The organism is Armatimonadota bacterium (genome assembly GCA_013314775.1).
Taxonomy (GTDB): Bacteria; Armatimonadota; Zipacnadia; order Zipacnadales; family JABUFB01; genus JABUFB01.
Genome location: JABUFB010000008.1, coordinates 922,436 through 942,162, shown reverse-complemented (window position 1 = coordinate 942,162; position 19,727 = coordinate 922,436). Strand labels below are relative to the sequence as shown.

The 19,727-nt window shown below is 63.0% G+C and carries 14 protein-coding genes; 2 read left to right on the top strand and 12 right to left on the bottom strand.

Annotated elements, in window-relative coordinates:
* Nucleotides 1-78: 78 nt before the first annotated feature.
* From HPY44_10775 to HPY44_10730, 10 genes are all read right to left on the bottom strand, one after another.
* Nucleotides 79-540 (bottom strand): hypothetical protein, encoded by a 462-nt coding sequence (locus HPY44_10775; GenBank protein NSW56490.1) that lies wholly within the window; start codon nucleotides 538-540, stop codon nucleotides 79-81.
* 219 nt (nucleotides 541-759) lie between these two features.
* On the bottom strand, nucleotides 760-1,008 hold the full coding sequence (locus HPY44_10770) for a hypothetical protein (protein ID NSW56489.1): 249 nt from the start codon (nucleotides 1,006-1,008) through the stop codon (nucleotides 760-762).
* A gap of 73 nt (nucleotides 1,009-1,081) precedes the next feature.
* Nucleotides 1,082-2,083: a hypothetical protein gene (locus HPY44_10765; protein ID NSW56488.1), complete on the bottom strand. Its 1,002-nt coding sequence runs from the start codon at nucleotides 2,081-2,083 to the stop codon at nucleotides 1,082-1,084.
* Nucleotides 2,084-2,114: 31 nt separating this feature from the next.
* The gene (locus tag HPY44_10760; protein ID NSW56487.1) at nucleotides 2,115-5,606 is read right to left on the bottom strand and encodes a TonB-dependent receptor; all 3,492 of its coding nucleotides are present in this window, start codon (nucleotides 5,604-5,606) and stop codon (nucleotides 2,115-2,117) included.
* Nucleotides 5,596-7,668 carry a CHASE2 domain-containing protein gene (locus HPY44_10755; protein ID NSW56486.1) on the bottom strand — a complete coding sequence of 691 codons (2,073 nt, stop codon included), beginning with the start codon at nucleotides 7,666-7,668 and terminating at the stop codon, nucleotides 5,596-5,598. Before HPY44_10755 ends, HPY44_10760 begins: the two co-directional genes overlap by 11 nt.
* 210 nt (nucleotides 7,669-7,878) lie before the next feature.
* The gene (locus HPY44_10750) at nucleotides 7,879-8,289 is read right to left on the bottom strand and encodes a response regulator (GenBank protein ID NSW56485.1); all 411 of its coding nucleotides are present in this window, start codon (nucleotides 8,287-8,289) and stop codon (nucleotides 7,879-7,881) included.
* Between the two features lie 573 nt (nucleotides 8,290-8,862).
* A complete protein-coding gene (locus HPY44_10745) occupies nucleotides 8,863-9,276 on the bottom strand; it encodes a hypothetical protein (protein ID NSW56484.1) in 414 nt (137 codons plus the stop codon).
* Between the two features lie 47 nt (nucleotides 9,277-9,323).
* A complete protein-coding gene (locus HPY44_10740; GenBank protein NSW56483.1) occupies nucleotides 9,324-10,802 on the bottom strand; it encodes a M81 family metallopeptidase in 1,479 nt (492 codons plus the stop codon).
* A 121-nt stretch (nucleotides 10,803-10,923) separates the two neighbouring features.
* Entirely contained in the window at nucleotides 10,924-11,865 is a 942-nt protein-coding gene (locus HPY44_10735) for a MoxR family ATPase (GenBank protein NSW56482.1), read from the bottom strand.
* A gap of 173 nt (nucleotides 11,866-12,038) precedes the next feature.
* Nucleotides 12,039-14,267, bottom strand: coding sequence for a hypothetical protein (locus HPY44_10730; GenBank protein ID NSW56481.1), 2,229 nt, complete (start codon nucleotides 14,265-14,267; stop codon nucleotides 12,039-12,041).
* A 142-nt stretch (nucleotides 14,268-14,409) separates the two neighbouring features.
* Between HPY44_10730 and HPY44_10725 the strand changes: the two genes are divergently transcribed.
* Nucleotides 14,410-15,810 carry a family 43 glycosylhydrolase gene (locus tag HPY44_10725; GenBank protein ID NSW56480.1) on the top strand — a complete coding sequence of 467 codons (1,401 nt, stop codon included), beginning with the start codon at nucleotides 14,410-14,412 and terminating at the stop codon, nucleotides 15,808-15,810.
* Between the two features lie 21 nt (nucleotides 15,811-15,831).
* Here HPY44_10725 and HPY44_10720 read toward each other — a convergent pair whose 3' ends face one another.
* Entirely contained in the window at nucleotides 15,832-16,641 is an 810-nt protein-coding gene (locus HPY44_10720; protein NSW56479.1) for a prolyl oligopeptidase family serine peptidase, read from the bottom strand.
* 354 nt (nucleotides 16,642-16,995) lie between these two features.
* Here HPY44_10720 and HPY44_10715 point away from each other — a divergent pair, with 354 nt between their 5' ends.
* Nucleotides 16,996-18,471 (top strand): PAS domain-containing protein, encoded by a 1,476-nt coding sequence (locus tag HPY44_10715; protein ID NSW56478.1) that lies wholly within the window; start codon nucleotides 16,996-16,998, stop codon nucleotides 18,469-18,471.
* A 301-nt stretch (nucleotides 18,472-18,772) separates the two neighbouring features.
* Here HPY44_10715 and HPY44_10710 read toward each other — a convergent pair whose 3' ends face one another.
* On the bottom strand, nucleotides 18,773-19,711 hold the full coding sequence (locus HPY44_10710) for a hypothetical protein (GenBank protein ID NSW56477.1): 939 nt from the start codon (nucleotides 19,709-19,711) through the stop codon (nucleotides 18,773-18,775).
* Nucleotides 19,712-19,727 lie beyond the last annotated feature (16 nt).

The following is a 19,727-nucleotide window of genomic DNA, read 5'->3' as shown; positions in this document are numbered from 1 at the left end:
GATGGCGGACCTCCCGAGGATGCACACGAACAGGGCCCGGAAGTGTTTTCCGGGCCCCAGTGGCGTTTGTTCAGTGGGCTACTCGTCGCAACAGCAGCATCCGCTTTCTCCGGCCGCGGGCCGGATAAGCGCGGCACTGAGCTCTTCGGGCGGGCCGAAGTCGCCCTTATCCCAGATGGTGAGGGCAACGCCTTCCCTCTCACACGACTCGTCGTCATCGCAGTACCCGAAGCCGGCGATGAACTCCCAGTGGTACTTGGCCCGATCGAGGCCGCGGACGATCTTCAGAATCTCCTCCGCGGATCCCGGAAGCTTCGCCGGGTCATACAGATAGGCTGTCATCGCCTTGGAGCTTCCCTGGCAGATCACGCACGTCGCGTAGATGTTCACGGTCATGGCGAGAGTCCCCACGTTGAGGGGATCCGGAGTGGCGAAGCAGCATTGCTGGCCTGCCGGGTTGAGGACCGAGATCCGATACTTGCCGCGTTCCAGAAGGAGGCTGTAGTGTCCATTCGCATCGGTTCTCGTGGACCGGATCACGGTCGAGCTGCAGTTCACCGCGCTAGCTGAGTGGAACCTGATTGTATGATCGGCGGTTGCGACGCACGGTCCTGACGGATTCCTCAGATAACCAGAAACCAGAGCCATTGGTCTGTTACCCTCCCACTTGCATGTGATGGATAACGGTGACAGCAATGTCGCCGCCGCACTCATGCTCCCACATCTAGACCGGCTGCACTCGCGAGGTCTGCGTGCATTTTACAGCGTGTACGTTCCGCCATCGATGTCTACGCCTGTGTGCAATGGTTTGTACACTCTCAATTCGGCCGGACTCACCGCCGGACCACCGTTCACCTTGATGGTGTACTTGCCATACGCGAGCTGCACGGTGTACTTGCCCTGAGAGTCGGTGGTGGTTGAGGCGACCACCGTTCCGCTGGGTACTGAACAGAAGTCCAGGTCGTTCGGCTGTGTGGCATTTAGCAGCGTCCCGCTCACTGTCGCCAAATTAACTCCCTCCCTCTCCTGTTATTTTGCGCATGTCGCCAGGTACCCGAGCGACCAGCGCGGTGCGTCTCAATCAGTACATAGGCGCGGGACCCATTGCAGCCATGTTCGTGATCCATCGATCGATCTGGAAGTCCCGCGCCGCAGCCGATGGCGTGACTTCGGTGGTATCTGCTGCCAGGAGGTCCAGAATGCCGGTCATCGCGCCCGCCTGCCAGTTAAGCGCTCCGATCACCTGGGTGCCGTCGGTCAGTGTGCCGCTGCCGAGCAAGTCGGCCCCAAGGTTGAAAGAACCTGACGACCCATCCGAGCCCTGGAAGACCCACTTCTGCCACCTCTCGCTCGCATCGTCCCCGAGAATCGTGAAGTCTAGCGTTCGCCCTGATGGACCGGTGTAGGTGCCGGTGGCGCCCGAACTGAAGACAGGCCAATAGGACGTTCCATCGGCGGGTGCGGTTGGCACGGTCACGTACAGCATGGCGCCGTCAGGCAGTGTCACCCAGAGCTTGTCATCGACTTCCTGGGTCCGGACCACGCGGAACTGCATACGCTGAGTGTTGGGCAACTGAGCATAGCCGTCCCAGCTCTGCAGCGAAGTCGGCACGGAGAAATCAATGCTGAAGTCGTAATCGAGCGTGCCGCCGGTCCAGAGCGTCTCGGTGGTGTGGTAAGTGACCTTGTCGCCTTCCCAGACGGGTGTTGTCCATTGCAACTGTGTCTGGCTGCCGTCGGGCCGGGTATGCGTCCCTGAGCCCGATTCATCAGGGCGCAACACATAGTCATACTGGATGCAGTCGCTGGTCGTCCCCCACGCGTGGGTGGAACCGTCCGGCAATTGTTCTTCGAAATAAGTCGGGGTGCAGCCGCCCTGCGCGGCGCCGACACCCAATTTCTGGTGCATGATGTTGAACCAGCTGCGGACGGTCACCACGGCGGACAGGTGGTCGGTGGCCAGTGACTTGTAGGATTGCCCGGTCACTTCTTGGACGGGCTGTCCCGACCCGGAGCAGCCGCCAAGCACGACCAGGAGCGTGATCGTCCCCAGCGCCAATCCGGACCGCGTCAGGTGTGTCATACTCTATCGCCTCTCAACAGGCCGGTAGCCTTCAGAATCTGTATTCGATGCCCGCGCGCACGTCCCTGCCCCGGGCAGGGTAATTCAGCCAGAATGCCCGGTCGCTATCCAGCAGGTTCTCCACGTGCACGAAGAGGTCGGTGTGCAGATCGAGTTGTCGTGCCACGCGCAGATTCACAAAGTCGAAGGAGTCCAGCTCCACTGTGTTCGCCAGATCGGCGTAGCGCTTGCCAATGTACGTCCAGTTGGCCCCGATGCGGTAGCCGTTCTCGTCGATGTAATCCAATCGCACGATCCCGGCGATCTCAGGCTGGTACGGGATCTCCAGGCCGCCTGCGGCGTCGTTTTCGCTGTCCGTGTACCGCGCCCAGATGCCGGCGCTCAGATTTCGCCCGATCCATTTCTCCCACTCGATCTCGGCGCCACGGGTCGTGCCTGACGCCAGCACCGTGCTTGCCTCTCCGGCAGCCCAGGCTGGGTCGGCAAGGTCAACGATGAGGTTCTCCGCGTCTCGGTAGTAGATGCCCGCGCGAACCAGCGACCCATCCACGGGAGTGAGCTGGTACTGAAGCTCGTAGCTCTGGCTGAAGCCGCCGGTTGCCAGATCCAGCGGCGACATCTCCCGCAGAGCCCAGTGGTCCACCGGCGCCAGCGCGGAGATGTCATCGCGGAAGATCGGGTGCGTGAGCAGTACCAGCGTGCCGCTGGAGCCCATCGGCTTCACGAACTGCGCCTTTGGCCGCCAGACAGGGTCCATCCCGTCCCGCGCCACCATGCGCCCGCCCACCATGAGGCGGGTATTATTGTCGAACAGCCACTCGTGCTCGAGATAAGCGGTGCCGCCGTCGGTATCCTCCCGGTTCGCAAAAGGCGTGTACGAGCGGGCGCCATTGGTCCGCGAAGTGATGAGACCCGACAGCCGTCGTTGTTCGTCACTTACCGATACCCCCGCGGCAAGGCGGGTGTGACGGGATGGCATGGCATCGAACCGTGCCTCGGCGGCGAGCGCGGTGTACCGGGTGTCGAGGCGTCGGAGGGACTTCGGGTCCCCCAGCAGGCTGTCCGGGTTCTTGTCCTCCAGTTGCGCGTCCGAATACCCGAGCCGCAACGTCATCCTGGCACATTCGCTGATCGGCCGGGTGGCGAGATAGTCCACAGCGAAAGCGTCGAACTTGCTGTTGAAATCCGCATCTTCGGGTACTCCGCCCCGGAGTTCGGCGCCCGGGCGATCCCGGTCTTCGCTCTGTGCGGCAATGATCAGCGCCTGGGTTCGTTCGGGGGCATCCTGTCGTCCCGCGATGCCCAGTATATCAGTGCGTTCCCAGTCGGAACGCCGCCGGTCCCAGTCATCGTCTTCGTGAGCGACATTGAGGTAATAGGCATTCTGCCCTTCGTCGCCCCGGCCGTCGGTCTTCAGGTTCCCGGCGAAGCTTCCCGCTTCGAGCCTGAGTTCGGTGCGCGAATACTCGCGGGTTTCCAGGATCGCGGACGGCTGAAGGCGGAGCCCCTCGCGCTGTTCCTTGAGTGCGTCGCGCGGGCGCTCGAGGCGGTTGTAGACTTCAGCAAGCTGCAGATGGGCAAGAGCGTAGTCGCTATCCAACTCGACTGCCTTGCGCAGCGCCGCCCACGCTTTGTTGGTGCGATCCTGCTCGAGGTACACGCGAGCCAGAGTGGTGTATGCCCGCGCTGAGCGTTCTCCGAGCTGCACGGCGGTCTCAGCCTCGCGGAGAGCCTCGGCGAACCGGTTGAGGTCCAGGTAGGCAATGGCGAGGTTGGCGTGTGGCATGCCCCAGGTGGGTTGCAGCGTGGAGGCTTGTCGGAACTCGCTCACAGCCTCATCCAGGTTCCCCGTGGCCAGATAGACCGCGCCCAGATTGTTGTGGGCGCCGGCCGAACCCGGATCCAGAGCAATGGACGCTTTCTGCAGGGCGATTGCCCGGGCGAGCTTGCCCTGGCGCGCGTAGACCATCCCGAGACCTGCCTGGGGCCCCGCGAGGGTGGCGGAGAGCTCGGCAGCGCGGGTGTACGCTTTCTTCGCGACTTTCAGGTCGTTGCGCGCGAGACTCAGCATACCCAGGGTGGACCAGGCTCGCGCATCTTGTGGGTCAAGGGCAACCGCGGCCTGGGCTGCAACATAAGCAGCGTCCAGGTCTCCCGACGCGGCCGCAGTGTCAGCAAGAACAAGTTGGGCGGCCGCAGAGTCGGGGTCGATCTCGAGAGCGGCTTCGGCAGCGGCTTTCGCGCCGGCAAGGTCACCGGCGTAGAATTGCGCCGTCGCCAGACTCTGTTGGGCGAGGGCTGACCCGGGCGCAAGCTGAACAGCAATGCGTGCGCTGGCCAGAGCCTCCTCCGGACGCGCGGAGAGAAGGAGCAGGGACGAACGGTAGGCGTGTGCCTGGTACAAGTCCGGCGCGATCCGCACCGCCTCGGACAGTCCCAGGTTCGCCTCCTCGAGATCGCCCGATCGCAGGGCGACCACGCCGCGGACCGTCTGCACCAGGGGGTCGCCGGGAGCCTTGACGCACGCCGCCGCCACGCTGGCCCTGGCCTGCGCGAGAGAGCTCGGGGCGCCTTCGATGAGATACGCTGCTGCCGCTCCCGCAAGGGCGGTGGCTCCGTACTGCGGCGATTTCGTCCATTTTTCGAAAACCTGCAATGCTTCGGCGCTGCGATTCTGTCCCAGGAGACAGGCGCCCAGCCGCAGTTCAGCTTCGGGGTTACCCGGATCAGCCTTGAGTGCAGCCCGGTACGCCTCCTCCGCGACGGTATACTCCCCGAGGTCATGGTTCAAGTCGCCGAACTTGAGCCACGCGGACGCTTCTGATGTCTCGTCCGGGGGCTGCATCGCGCTGATTTCGGTCATTAGCTGCTCTCTCGTAAGTCCGGGCAGGAAACGCATCTCCAGGTCTAGGTGGATGGTTTCCATGGAGGCTTCCCACTGCAGTGCGCCGGACGGGTCAACGCGCATAGGCCGCGTAGGCGCCTGCCCCGGGGCCGCAGTGCTCTGCTCGTTTGCTCCGACGACCACCTGTCCGAGTTCGTTGTGGAACCGCACCAGGCCCTCATAGACCGTCAGCGTGGTGAAACCGCTCTCGGCAGCTTCCAGGGCAAACTGGGTGCCCTCGGCCGAAGCGATGGCACCGGCGGTGACAATCTCCACATTTGGTCTGGAAACAATCCAGCTCCAGACTTTCCCCCACAGGAGTCTCAACTGGCTGGGCTTCCCCTGTGCCGGCGGGGGAGGGATGATTACGTGCGTGCGTGGCCCCAGTTCCAGGCGAGCGCCGTCAATAAGCAGCCTGACTTTGGCGGTCTCCCCAGTGATCAGGTGATCACCAGCGTACAGTCTCTTGTGGGCCGCAGTCCTGACTACAAGCCAGGGTCCCCGTCCCGCGCGTTGTGTCTTGACCGTCCCTGTATGGGAGGTGATTTGCGCTCTCGGTATCGGCGCCGACCAGCACGCTGAGAGTAGACCGAGAGCAACCAGCGAGAGTATCGATGTACGCAGAACGCTAGATTTCATGCCCTTCTGCCACCTGTTCATTGTTGACGCGTACACGGGTGCGCGCTGCGATCCGGAATGTGAAACGCGATCCAGCTCCCGGAGCGCTGTCCACGGATACACTGCCACCGTGGGCCTCGGCGATCCGGCGCACCGAGTACAGGCCGATGCCGGTGCCCTCGATGGCTGAACCAGCCGCTGCGCCACGTTCATACGCTTCGAAGATGCGATCCTGGAAGTGGTGCGGGATCCCGATTCCGCCATCGATGACGTGCACCCCGGCCATATCGGGCGGCTCGGAGACCACCTTCAGAGTGACTGTGCCCCCCTCCGGCCAGTACTTGATTGCGTTGTCGAGAAGATTGCTAATCGCTCGAGCGATAAATCTCGGATCGGCTTCCACCACAAATACCTCGGGCGCCGACACCTCGATGCGATGAATATCGGACTTCATGGCCTGGGTGGTGGCCAGGTCACGGGCGAGCTTGGCCAGGTCGAACTCCTGCGGCTTGATGTCCAGTTCCCGATCAGGGTTGGCGTTGAGCAGTTCGTCGATGTCGCCAATCGCCCGGGACACCTGCTCCTGGATCTTGTCAATCAGTTCAGGCGCGATCGGTCCCCTCGACTGCTGGGTCCGCAGAGCCACCGCCAGCGCCCCAATTGCCGCAAGAGGCTGCTTCAGGTCGTGTGCGAGAGTGCGGGTGATAGCGTCTCGCGCCCGAACCTGACCAGCTAGCTCGATGGCCTCGCGCCGCGCCGATGAGTAGGCCCACACCGCGGATACCGCGCCTGTCAGCAGAATGCCGACTGATGGCGTCACGGAAAACAACCAGAAGTCAGCGCGGATGAGGATTGCCGCCAACACGAAGAGAAAAGCAATCTGCCCCAATGCGACGGTGACAGCCAACCAGGTTGCCAGTTGCCTGAAGGACGCAACCGTCGACAGGCACAGGCCGAAGATCAGCACCCACATCCAGCCGCTCGGGACGTGTCTGATGAATCGCCTGCGCAACAGCGTGTCGATGGCGTTGGCATGCATCTCCAGACCACTCATGGTGGTCTCGCAACTCTCGTCGGCCCGTTCCGGATCTTCCGGCACCACTGCCCGACCCATGGGCGTGCTTCCGCGGTCTGCGAGGGATCCGAACACCACGATCTTGCCGCCGAAGCGCTCCACCAGCTTTTCCTGGGGCGCATCCAGCACGGAGCCTATCGGGTATGTGGGAAATGAACCCGGAGGCCCTACCCAGTTTATCAGCATGAAGCAGCGGTTCGCCTGCGTCGTGTCGCTTACGGATGCGCTGGCCAGCGGCTCCATCAGATGAACGGCCTCACACGACCAGACCGGGATGCCCCTGCCATTGAGCCCCATTTGGTGGAGTGACGTGGGTTCGGGGATAGCATACGGCACGCCCAGCCAGGCAGCGTACGTCGCCATGCAGAGGGGTAGATACACAGTACCCACGGGCTGCAGGTGTCTTCCGATGTTGTCCCTCGTCCCGGAGGGAAGGAGGCCGTGCTGCATAAGGCTGACGCCCCGGACTATCCCGTGCGGGTTGCACAGAACCGGGGAGGCGATGACCGTGTGGGTGCCCTGGGTGAAAGGCTCCGGCGGATCCCTGAACTCCACCCAGTCCGGGTTGGAGTTGGTGTTGGCGGCGATGACGGTGGGAACCGGCATGTGGAAGGACTCTATGAGCGGCTTGTCATGCCACGCCGGGGTATTTCTGTACACGGGGCACACCTGTGAGAACATCAGGTCTACGGTGACCACGCGAGCCCCTGCACGCTTTACCCGTTTGATGGCATTTCCGATCCTGGAGCGGGGCACAAGCTCGCACGCACATTCGGGGGACCGTAGCTCGTCGTAATTCTCGATTTCCTCCCGGGTAATACCGACCAGCACGATCTCCGGGCTTGGTTCGGCAGGCGGGCGCATCCGCATCAGGACGTCGAAGACGGCGAACTCGGAGACAGACAGTGCCCCGGACCACCGGCAGGCGAGAAGGGTGGCCACAAGGGAGATAAGAACGACACCGGTCCAGCCGACACGCAAAGTGAACCACCGCATGCCGCTAAGCATGCGCCACCCGTAATCGACTAAGACGCCAAACGTACTGTCGCCCCCGCTTTTGTGCACCCCCGAACCAAGCCCTCCCCAACGACCACGAGATACCCGCGATTTGCGGTCGTGCCTCAGTCCTCCCGGAACCGGCCGGCGAGACTGGGTAGAAGTGCTATTCTCGCCACGGCTGACGCGGACGTGCAATCCCTGAACGCTGGTTCCCTCGGGTTACGGACTGGTCGGCGGCTGGACGGACTCGAGAATGCGCCGCACCACCAGTGCCAGGTCTCCATAGTCCGTTACCGGCTTCGTGTAATACCACGTGCACCCGAGGTTGATCCCGGTTGCCATGTGGCCAGGGTCGTTCATGGATGTGAGCATGAGTACGGGGATATTTCGGAGCTTCTCGTCGGCCTGGATGGCCTCGAGGGTCTTCCACCCATTGAGCCTGGGCATGCGGACATCGAGCATAATGAGGTCGGGCTGCACGGTCTCGAGCATGCGAAGCGCCTCCAGACCGTCGAATGCTTCTATGACATTGTACCCTTCGGCCTCGAGGAAGATGCGCGTAGCAAGAACGACGTCTCGCTCATCATCCACCACGAGGATGGTGTTGCGGTCACTTCCGCTGCTGGCCATTTACCAGAGCCCTCGCTCGTGTCGACTGCGGTCTCGCGGCTGACGATGTTGCACACTCACTATAATACAATAGCCGGGCGAGCACAACCTTTATGGGGGCGCGCGTTCTCCGAAAGTAGGCGGGTTCCATCGAGCCGGGGCGTCATCTCTTTCCCCGGGTGTACCCGGCGACGAAAAGCGACGCCGACGTTACCCCAGAGACCGCGATGCGAGCCGCGGACTCTGAACTCCGGCGCCCGAAAATCACCCAGGATGCCCCGGAAAGGAAGAAACAACGGTGCAGCGCCCTTCTGGTTCATTTCTGTCGCCCCCGTTGGGGGCTCAAGCCTTCTGTGCGCACCGAGTCCACGGGTTCCGTTCCGCTTCGACCCACTCCACCAGAGGCTATAAGCTTTCGCCCGCTTCGCGGACTGTGAGGCAAAGGGCCCACCAGCGAGATTCCAACACGCTCGGGCCGGCGGACCCAACGCCAAACAGAGCAAGCGGGTGATTCCGATCGGTCCAGGCACCCTTGGGCCAGCGATAGATGGCCCGCAGATGCCTGCAGAACTGAGACGCACCCCTGCATGGGCATCAGCCGCGCTTGAACACCTGAACACAGCTTCCCATGCCCCCGGTCACCTCGACACTCACCCCGGCCGGTTCACACATACCGCGGGATACGTGTGTGCAGTGATCGCAGTAGCATGGCAGGATATCTCGCCCGTGGGTCCGCAGGTGCAGGATTGCCGGGCAGGTGCGCACCTCGAGGGTCAACCTGTCGTCCTCCAGGCGTGTCTCGACTTCGCTGCCGGGTTCTTCGGGGAAAAGCGCATCCCAGTGCTCTTTGAGCGCCGTCAGTCCGCGTTTGCAGATGGCCTCGGTCACGGCGCGATAATGCTCGCGCCCCATCTCGTACCAGTAGCGATGGAGCGCCTCCTCGCCGTAGGTGTCGAGAATGTGTCTGAACGTCGCGTTCACCGCAAAGAAGAAATCAGGAGCACCCATTGTCCGGCCTCCAGATGTGCTGCCGGCGTCCGGCGGCGGCTATTGATTCAGATCTCATCAAGCGGCCAGATCGGGCGTCGCAGGCGCTTGTAGTTGTACCGGGTGACATCCGGGTTGTGTATGCCGGGTGTGTCAATCTCGATGATCTTCCGGGCAATCTGCTGGTAGTCCGCCCGAAAATGCACAGCCGACTTCAGGCCGATTATGAGCCGGTCGGTGGGCTCAATGCCCACGCTGCGCAGGCACTGCATGTCGAAAGGCTGCGCCCGGCGCTCGCAGATGAGCACCTCCACATCCCCCACCACGAACACCACCAGGCGCCCTAGATTGACAGGCATGTTCGTCATCATCGGCCCGCGGTTCACGTACGTGCCGTCAGAGATCAGGCGCACGTAGCCCTCCAGGTCCAGGGGCTCGCCGTGCAGGTCGTCGGTCTTCCCACCCACCCGAAGCCTCACACGGTTCCCGACCCCCGCCGCAATCGCGCGTGCGACCGACTCCGGGTCCACGATGACCGCGAGAGTCGAGCGGGGCGCGTCCATCTCCACCAGCGCCCGCAGCAGCGCAGTGCCGTCGCAAGGCGCGCCGCCGCCGGGGTTATCTGAGCCGTCTGGCAGGATCACCGGGCCCTCATTGAGTGCGATAGCCTCCCGGATCGCCTGCCGGACGGGGGTAAGGGTCAGGCGGAACTCCTCCCGGCGATCCCAGACATATCGCGCGAGTTCATCGGCCGTCTCCTGGGCGAGGCGGGCGTCGTTATCGGCGTTCACCACTACAGACACCCCGGCATGGCGGATGTCGGCGAACGGGAACCCGCCCGCAAGAGTGACGTCCAGAATCCCGGGGCGGCGCTCCATCTCCCGCACCAGCTCGAAGCACTCCTTCATCGGGGACACCAGAGTGCACTGTTTTGGCGGGCTAATGAGCATGTCCACCTGGGCGTAGCCCGTCGTTGGCGTGATCGCGCCCCGGGCGGCGTCGAGAACGATCTGCGCAGCCTCAAGACCTCTCTCGGCACAGTCCACGTGCGGGTAAGTATCGTAGCCCACCAGTGCGGTGGCCACCCCGGCCATCGCGGGAGTAATATTGGCATGTAGATCGAGAGTGCAGACCACCGGGATAGACGGACCGACTACGCTGCGCACGCCGTCCAGAATGGCCTCTTCGGCGTCCTCGAGCTCTTCGGTCACCATGGCGCCATGCAGGTCCAGGAGAACTCCGTCCACGGGCATGGCCAGCCGAAGACGGTCCAGCAGTAGGCCGAGAAGCTCATCGAATGCGGCCTGCTCCACGATGCCCGAGGGCTGGGCGAAGGTCCATAGTAGCGGCACCGCGGTGAACCCCAGGCGCTCCGACGCCTCAAGGAACCCGCCGGTGTCGATATTCTTGCCGCGCAACTGCTCGATGACCTGGCGCCCCTCGAGAAGCCCGGGAAATCCCCCCGGGCGGCGGAAATCGTCGATGGTTGTCAGGCCGCGGGCGAAGGTATTTGTCTCGTGGGAAATGCCCCCGATGGCGATGCGCATTTTCTGTTGCTCCGGTCAGGATATGTAGGAACGGCTGCTGGTAGCGGGCGAGCCGCCGCCTCAAGCGAGCAAGTGGAACGGCAGAGGGCATACAATCGAAATCGCCCATCTCGCCGGTGGCTCAGGCCGGCACGCGGATGCGCTCGAGTATCCGCAGGATCAGGTCATGGGCCGTGTGGCCGCTCATTCGCGCCTCCGGTCTCAGGATCACCCGGTGGGCGAGGACGCTGGGCGCGAGTTCCTTGATCTCGTCGGGAGAAACGAAATCGCGGCCCCGAAGCGTGGCCAGTGCCTGGGCGCAGCGGATCAGGCCCACTGTCCCGCGCGGGCTGGCACCAAGGCGCAGGGACTCCGACTCCCGCGTGGCCTGGATGATGTCCAGCGCGTAGTTGTACACTTCCTCCGCCACATGGCATGCTCGGACCACCTCGTTGACGCGGGCGATCTCATCGGCAGAAGCCACCGGTTCCAGAGACTCGACCGGATGCGCAATAAGCTGGCGCTTCACCACCGTCTTCTCTTCCTCCCGCGACGGATACCCAAGCTCCAGGCGCAGGAGAAACCGGTCAAGCTGAGACTCGGGCAGCGGGTAAACGCCCTCGTACTCGATGGGATTCTCAGTTGCGATGACCATGAACGGGTCGGGCAACGGGTAGGTGACACCGTCCTGGGTGACCTGGTGCTCTTCCATCGCCTCGAGCAGCGCCGACTGGGTGCGCGGTCCGGCGCGGTTGATCTCGTCAGCCAGGAGAATGTTGGCAAATACCGGGCCTTTGCGGAACTCGAAGCGTTGGGTGGACTGGTCGTAGATAGACACACCGGTCACGTCGGTGGGCAGGAGGTCCGGAGTGAACTGGATACGCTGGAACTGCCCGCCGATGCTGAGTGCCAACGACCGAGCCAGCATGGTCTTGCCCACGCCTGGCACGTCTTCGATCAACACGTGCCCGCCGGAGATCAACGCCACCACTGTGCGCTCCACGGTCTCACGCTTGCCGACGATCACGCGCTCGATATTCGCGATCAGTGCGGCGATGGCTTGGGAGGCCAGGTTCGGTGTCATCAATCGTGCCTCGTTGAGCGTTTCGATGAGCGAAGGGCGGCGGGCGAGACGCTCGCCTCACGCGGACAAGGGCGATAGGACGGTCCGTTCCGTCAGCAATGAAGGGCGGCGGGGGAGATGACGCCCCAGGCAGTCAAGGTCACGGAACTTCCGCTCCACTAACGGCGGACCGATCAAAACCCCCAGGTCGTCTGGTAGCGGCTCCCGACGTACATGCCGCCGAGCCATTCCGGACGAACCCAACTGCATTGGGGCGCACCCATCTCAAGTTGCGAACGCATCTCCTCGAGGTGCCCCAGGCGCGAGACAACGGACCACTTGTCGGTCGCGGTGGTCAGGCTGTTCCCATCCCAGAAGCAGACGCCTGCGGCGCCTGCGTCGCGGTACTGCACGGCCAGACGACGCATTTCCTCGACAGTCGGAGCCTGCCATGCCACGATGGTGGGGCGCCAAGGCACGCCTTTCGCCCCGCAGGCCTCGGCAAAGAACTCCAGGTCGTACGCTTTTGCTGAGCCTCCCCCTGCGCCGAGATACGGCGCGACCTCATCCAGCAGCCCCTCATCTACCCATTTGCGAATGTCTACACCATACTTCACGTTATCCGCTTCGTTCGCCAGCGTCATTGCGGCAATCTTCAGGCGTCTGCCGTCGCCACGACGCGCCTGTTCGGCATCAAGCATCTGGCGTATCTCGCGCATGAACTGCGTGGCAATATCCGTGCGCAGTTCCACCAGGCGAGGATCGGTCTCCGGAACGGCGCGTGCGTCCTCTCCGTACTTTTCGCGGAAAAGCGCGCAGAAGGGCTCCTCCCACAGCACTATGGGCAGGCCACGATTATACAGCACACACGCCCCATCCGCACCGAACTGGACGGCCTCGCGCAGAACGTTGATCAGGTAGGCGCGGACTTCAGGCACCGCAAAGCTCATGCGGGCCACCGGAGTTCCGTCTCGGTCTACGCACCGCCACTCCGGGTGGGCATCATAGAAGTCGCTGCGGAAGAACTCCTCCATGGGCGGCGGGAACTGCCAAGCTGCCGGACGGATGGTGGCGAAGACGGTCATGCCCACGTCGTGGGCTCCTTCGATAAGCGCCTGGGTGGCGTTGATCCCCAGCCGGATGCGTTCCTGCAGGGATTCGGCGTAGATGCGGTCCCCGTCCCGTGGGAAGACGGGGATGAGTCTGCCGTCGTCGATGCCGATGTTCTCACCTATCTGCGTCTCATAGTTCACCGCGTCCGCACCGGTCATCTGCAGGTAGAGGGTGCCGAAGTCGGAATGGCGGTACTCCTCGGTCTCCTCCTGCAGTTCCTCAAGGGTCACGCAGCCGCGGTCCCACAGGAAGCTGAAGCCATCGATGGTTGTTGCGAGATTGCGCTGGGCTATGTCAGCGCGGTCCGCCTGGATCTGCGCAACTTCCTCGTTCGTGAGAGGCACCAGCTTGACATAGGCCACCTGACACTCGTGCGGATGACCCTTGGACTGCTGCGCGAACTGGATGCTCTCGCCGGTGAGATCGGCGGCCTTGAAGAAAACCTCGGAGATGCTTCCCGAGCAGGGCACGCGCCCAACATACGCGGGGTCCGACGTGAGCTTCACGCGCACCTTGCCGTCATAGATGCCCAGGTAGATGGCATGCCAGCCGTTCACATTCAGGGGCAGGGTAACCGGCGGCGCGTCCTGTTCGAAGTTCGCAGAAAGCATCTTGCCTTGGTAAGGCCCGGCCTTGTAGTCGAGTATCTTCCATTTGCCCTTGAGCCTGCGGTCAGCAAGGGCCTCCGCGGGCTCGCATTTACTCATATCCGTCAGCACAATAGGGTGCGCGCCATTGGTCCAGTCAAGCACACTCGCACCTCCCATCGGTGTCGCCGGTTCAATGCTGATGTCGTCGCAGTCCAGCGTTCCTGCTTCGAACTGGCTGGTCAGCGTGACCCAGAAGTCACTCACGGGCCAGGTGGTCTTCGGGACGATGCGCACGCTAGCCCGGCGCCAGTCATAGGTGCCGGTGGGCAAGTCATAGTAGAAATGGTCTGCGTCCGAATAGGGCCGGTCTTGATAGAGCACGTGAACATAGAGCCGCGCGTGTTTGTCCTTGCTCTCTCCGAGCTTGAGATTATTCCCGCGGAACCACCCGGAGACGGTATAGGACCGGGTCGCGAAGCCCGGCTGCTGCTGCCGGAACCACTGCTGGGCGTCACTGGGGCGGAATCGCAGGCCGCGCTCGCCGGTGTGAGCGGCTTCCGCCGTGAAATCCCAGTTCTGCGGGCCGAAGGCCTTCCACTGCACGGGCAGGCCGTCGTCACCGAGGGTCTCGAAGCCCCCGTTCACGACTTCCGGTGAAACGGCCGCAAGCAGCGGAATATGGATGAGTATGGTGAGTGCGCAGGTCATCGCCAGACGCATGGCTATACCTCCGGCCGCAGTAATGGGGGAGAGTTAGCCCCCTGGTTCCCGATTACCTTCACGCGCGTGGAGGATTCCGGCGCTGTCGGGGTGAATTATCCTATCAGGGGCGTGCAACGCTCTTCATGCGGAGGCGCTCACAATGAGCCACGGATCACCCTTCCATTTCAGGCCCGCTGACGGCGGATACGTGGGGGACTGTATCCCCTTCTACTGGGCAGGGGTGTACCACGTCTTCTACCTGAAGCGTGGGTTCGGGGGCACGCCGTGGGCCCACATCGCCAGCCGCGACCTGGTGAACTGGGCCGAGTTGCCCACAGCGCTTCCCGTTGGCGAATCGAAGGATCACGACGGTGGTGACTGCTGGACCGGGAGTGTCATCGAGCACGAGGGCACCTTTCACATCTTCTACACCGGGCACAATGAGGCGCTGGAACGTAAGCAGGTCATCATGCACGCTACAAGCGCCGACCTGATTTCGTGGGAGAAGGACCCCGCCAATCCGGTGCTGGTGATTGACAATTCTCTCTACGAGGGCCAGGACTTTCGCGATCCCTTCGTATTCTGGAACGATGACGAGAGTTGCTTCTGGATGACCATCAGCGCGCGTGAAGCCGGGTCGCCGGTACCTGCGGCCGGCTGCATCGGGTTAGCCACTTCCCCGGATCTCCAGAGCTGGAACCTCCAGCCGCCGCTGTGGACGCCGCGCAAGATCTGGTGCCCCGAATGTAGTGATCTGTTCCCCGCCACCGGGCGGTGGTTCATGCTGTATTCGACCCACGTGACCGCGGTCGCCACCGCGCCTGAGCCCCGTGGACCCTGGCAGGCGCCCCCCAACGAGTTCCTGGATTGTCCCCGCAACTACGCCATCAAGCGTTTGTTCGACGGCCAGCGCCACGTGGCTTTCGGCTGGGTCGCCAGCCGCGAGGGTGAGACGGACAGCGGAAACTGGGAGTGGGGCGGGCATATGTGCATCCCGCGCGAGTTGGTCTGCAGACCAAACGGGTGTGTCTGCGTTCGGCCTGTGGAGGAAGTCCTGCACGCCTTCTCGCGACCGGTGGTGGACGAAGCCGGCCTGCAGCAGACCCAGGCGGTGACAGGGGCCTGGCACGTGGATCGCGACTGTGTTGTCGGAAGAAAGCTGGACGGTCGAGCCCTAAGTCGTCTTCAGGTGCCGGACAGCTATCTGCTGCAGGCGTGCCTGAGCTTCGACAACCCTTCGGCCCGGGCCCACATTGTCCTGCGGATGTCCGACGGATACGACGCCGGCTACGTGGTGAGCCTTGAGCCCGCTCTGCACCGTACCCGGATCAGCGCGTGGGGACCGTACGGACCCGGCGAACCCATTTTTCAGGCACCCGTCTGCGTCGAACAGCCGCCCACAAGCGTACGCGTTTTCGTTCAAGGGACCGTGCTCGAAGTCTTCGTGGGCGACCAGGTTGCTCTCGTGAGCCGAATGTATGATCGGCCCTCTGGCGCGCTGGGGCTTGTTGCTGAGAACGGAGAAGTGACCTTCGAGCACTTGCGGATCACAGATCGTTGAGAGGGCGTGTCCGCGGTCCTCTCAGTCCTTGGGCGCCACACACTTCAGGATAAACTGCACGATGGGCGTCGGGTCGTCCAGGCCGTGGGGATGGTGCCCGACGCCCGGCTTTGCAATGAGCGTTATCTCCCCGCCCAGCTTTTCGTACCGCTCCTTCACCACCAGGGTGTTCTCCTCCGGCGGCACAGTCTCATCCGCGTCTCCATACACGTGGATCAAAGGTATCTTTGCCTTCGCCAGCGGCGCAAGGTTGTCCACGGGGTTGAGCGGGTACGCCAGCGCCTCCTCCTCAGAGGCGAATCCGTAGTCCCGGATGAGTTTCTGCCAGTCCTCTTTGCTGCCGGGGCTCGCGCCCTTTCCGGCGGGCCAGCTCTTGAAATCGCACACAGGCGCGTCGCCGTAGATGCATGCCACCTTGTCGGTATTGCGTGCCGTCCAGTTATAGCAGTACAGGCCGCCGCGGCTAAGCCCCTCCAGCACCGTCTTCTCAGCCAGTCCGTACTTGCCTGTCATCTCGCGGTACATCACATCGAAATGCGCCATCGCCGATGGGCAGCCGAAGGTATTCCCAACGTTCATATACACCAGGTGCCAGCCCAGCTTGAGCAGCGCCAGGTCGGTCTCTGGGCGGTGGTCGAAGAACTCAGCGCGCCAGATCCAAGGACGGCCTTCGGCCACCTGCTTCGGGCGGACAACCACTACCGGGCAGCCGTCGACCACGAAGTCGTGGCGGGCGTAGCCGTGATAGTCGGAAGCTTGGCCCGGAAACGCGGGCGGCACATCCTCGTCTTGCGCGGCTCCAGCCAGGACCAGTGCTGCAGAGACAGCCAGGACAACGGGCGCGGCAGCGAAGAGGGGATCAGTCAAGGCACGGGCTCCTTTGGCTCACGGTCGATACGGGCAGAGAATGCCACACGGCAATGGGACAGCAAATTCGCCTCTGTGTCATTGTGGACCTTCTCGGCAAGGTCTGGCCGCCGGGAATGGTGTGCCTCCTGACTTGACACCTCGCCGATGTGCGCTATCATGCACAGGCACCAGTCACTCCGGCGCTCCCCGCCGTGTCACCTGGCCGGTCAATGGGCAGCGCCAAAGGACCGCGCGGCCACAGGTGGAGGCTCCTGTGGCCTGTCGCTGGCGCCCGCGTCATTGCGGGCCGCCGATGGACTTCCCGGGAGGTCATGCATGCCATCGAGGACATTGTTCAGGTTCTGCGAACGTGTTGCGCAGATCATCCGCACTGAAGGCGTGGTGTGCTATGGGCTGGGCCTGGCATCCAATCATCTGCGGCCCGAAGCCCTGGTGAACCTGCAATCATCCCGGTCACTTGAAGACGCGCGTGAGATCGATCTCGATACCGACGCGCCTCTGGCCGCCGCCGCGCAGAAGGCCCTGGAGACCCGCACGCCGGTGCTCCTGGATGAGACGGTCGAAGTCCTTCGCGGAGAGAGCGTCTCGCCGGTCATGCTGGTTCCTATCATCTGGACCCGCGAGCCAGTGGAGTCTGACGAAGAGCCGGTCGCTCGCCCGGTCGGCCTTCTCTCCCTGTGGAACAAGCGCGGAGGACAGCCCTTTGATGATGACGACGTCACACTTGTCCGGCGTTTTGCCCCGCAGGCAGCCGCTCTTCTTGTCGAGGAGCAGTTGCAGGAGTTCGATGAGATCCAGACCGCATTCGCGACAGTCCCCGTGGGGCTGATGCTCGTGGATGAGGACGCAACGATCCTTGTCGCAAACACGAAAGCATTGCGGATCCTCGAGGCTGACCTCGCCCAGAGCCGAGACCTGCGCACCTTCGACTATGGCAACCAGATCTCCCAGATGCTCAAGGCCGTGTTCGATGGCGAAGACCAGTCTTACGGGTCTTTCATCGCCCGAGACGGCGAGACGTACAACACCAATATCCAGCGCACGCCCGACGGCCAGCTCATCATCGCCTTCACCCAGTCCCCCTTCACCACCGCCGCGGAGGAGCTCACTGGGCAGGTGGCCCACGAACTCCGCACGCCGCTGACAGTCATCGAGGGCAACCTGCAGACCATCGACTATATGCTGGGGCCGGACATGACCGAAGATGACTTGGAGATCATCAAGGAGTTCGTTGGGACGGCGCTGATCCAGTCATCCCGGATGTTTCGCCTGATTGCCGAAACCCTGAATATCTCGCGTATCCACGCCGGCAAGGAGATTGAGCTGGACATACAGGAGTTCGATCTCATGGAGGCCGTGCGCCAGGTACTCCAGGAACTTGCTGATGCCCTCAATCGGCATAATGTGGCGCTCGAGGTCCCAGAAAACCTCATCATGGAGGGCGATCGGGGCAAGATCATCTCGATACTGGACAACTTCCTGAAAAACGCGGCCAAGTACTCAGATCCGGGCACCACCATCACGCTGCATATCGAGCAGCGCGGCGATAATGCGATCCTCGAAGTTCGCGACCAGGGCATTGGTATCCCGCCCGATGCGTTGGAGAAGATCGGGCGCGAGGCCGGATTCCGCACGGATATATCAAAGAAGCAGGCGGGCGGCATTGGCCTGGGGATGGTCTACGTGCGGCGGGTTATCGAGACCCACGGCGGGGAAATGCAGATCGAGAGCGAACTGGGTGTCGGCAGCACTTTCCGAGCGATCCTGCCCATCAAGCACGAAGAAGGTTAGGGTACCGGTCCGCGAGGATGGCCCGCGCTGAAGCACGGGCCTGTGGATCATGACGCTCCGTAGCCACAGCGTCATGACCACGCGTCCTGCCGGACGCGACGGCGTGTCAAGGCGGTCCCCCTGGCAGAGGCCACCAGACAGGGCCGGGCGTGGCACCAAAGGCACCCAGCTGACGTCCGTTATTGAGTGCGTGGGGCGGGCGTCTCGCCCACCAGCCGTTCGCCGTTGCCTTTGCACTTTTCCGCCGCCCGCCTTCCCGCCTGCCCAATCACAGTTCTCTGCTCGCCGTTCCCGGCCCATCTCACTGCCACGAGACTCTCGGTCCGCCGATGTCCTCCGCCACCGCACCCAGGAAGACCACATCCCCGGGAAGCGTCTGCAGGTATGATGCCGGGATTTGCGGAGTCACCGGGCCGTGGGTGACCAGGCGGCCGATGAACCGCTGCCAGCTCATCCCCGATCCCAGGTGTGCGTCCAGCCAGAAGCTCCGGTATTTCGCTCCGAGAATCACCCCGGGCCCCACTGTGTATGCGCACGGCGGGATGCTGGTCCAGTCGCCCCCGGCCCGCAGCGAGTTGTGCAGCAGGCTCATGGGATGCAGGCGTACGAACGCCGAGTGCGCCCCCATCCAGTCAACTTCCGATGCGAATTCCTCAATCAGATGCGGCTCCCAAAACGCGAAATGGCCACACCAACCCACGCCACCGTAAACCACATCCGCGCCTCGGCCGTTCGAGGCATCCAGAATCATCTCATCGTATCGGTCGATGTTGTCAGGCCCGGGGAAGTGTACGCGCGACAGGTCGAGGCCGGTGTCGCTGATGAGATCGAAGAGGTGCCGATGGGCCGTGTATTCAAAGCTCCAGGGGGATGACTTGTCAATGGTCTGGCCGTTGGGGTAAGCGTACTCATCCAGGAAAAACAGGGTGCAATGGTCCAGGTCCACGCGCTCGGCGATGATTTTCTGGGCAAGGCGCTCATACTGCCCGACGGGGCCCACCGGGAACACGCCTACAAAGGGCCGGTCTTCCGCTGCAGCCTGATTCATTCGCCGCAGCATGTTGGTGGCGAGTGCGTCGTAGAACTCCCCCGGCTCCTCAATGACGCGAATGTGGAACTCCTCGTGGTGGTGAGGCTCCCGCCGACGGATCTCTTGCTTGCGTATGGCGCGGACCGACGCCGCCACGGTCTCATCCACCACCGGCAGCAGGTCACGCAGGTCCCGGCCCAATGGTTCCATGGCTTCTCCGCCTTTC